General features: G+C 36.1%; 1 pseudogene. It reads right to left on the reverse strand.

Annotation, left to right across the window (positions count from 1 at the left end):
* Positions 1-668, reverse strand: a pseudogene (locus tag COD11_RS27820) (Tn3 family transposase); the annotation flags it as partial.

The raw sequence follows: 668 nt of genomic DNA on the forward strand, positions 1-668 counted from the left end.
ATTGTTGTACCATCATCCTCGTATAAATGCCTTTTCCAACGTTTTGAAATAAAATCCACTGGTGAGTCATCAGGTACTTTTCGCTTTCCAGATTCGTTCATTCCTCGGATAATCTCTACAGCTTGTAAAAGTGGCTCATTTGCCTTTGTAGAATGAAAATCTAATACTCTTAATAGCGTCGGCGTATATTTTCTAAGTGAATAAAAGCGTTTTTGCAGTAAGTCTAAATAATCATAGTCAGCAGGACGTGCAAGCTCCTGAGCTTCTACTACCGAAGAAACAAAAGAATTCCATTCAATAACAGATTCCAAAACCTCAAAAACATCTAATTTATCCTTTTTTGCTTTGATTAAAGCCTGTCCGATGTTCGTAAAGTGTATAACCTTCTCATTTAGCTTTTTACCGTTTTGTTTCTGAATTTCTTCTTGAGCCTTACGGCCTTTTGATAACAGACTTAGTATTTGTCTGTCATGAATTTCAAATGCCTTATCCGTTAACTCCTGAGTAAGATGTAATAAATAGACGGTTAATATCGAATATCGTTTATTTTCTTGAAAGTCACGGAATGCATAAGGCTCATATCTTGAACCTAAGCGAGATAGCTGTAACAGGCGATTGCGATGCAAATGACTAATTTGTACCGTTTCTAACTCCATTCCTCGTATGTA

The organism is Bacillus sp. AFS040349 (assembly GCF_002577655.1).
Classification (GTDB): domain Bacteria; phylum Bacillota; class Bacilli; order Bacillales; family Bacillaceae; genus Metabacillus.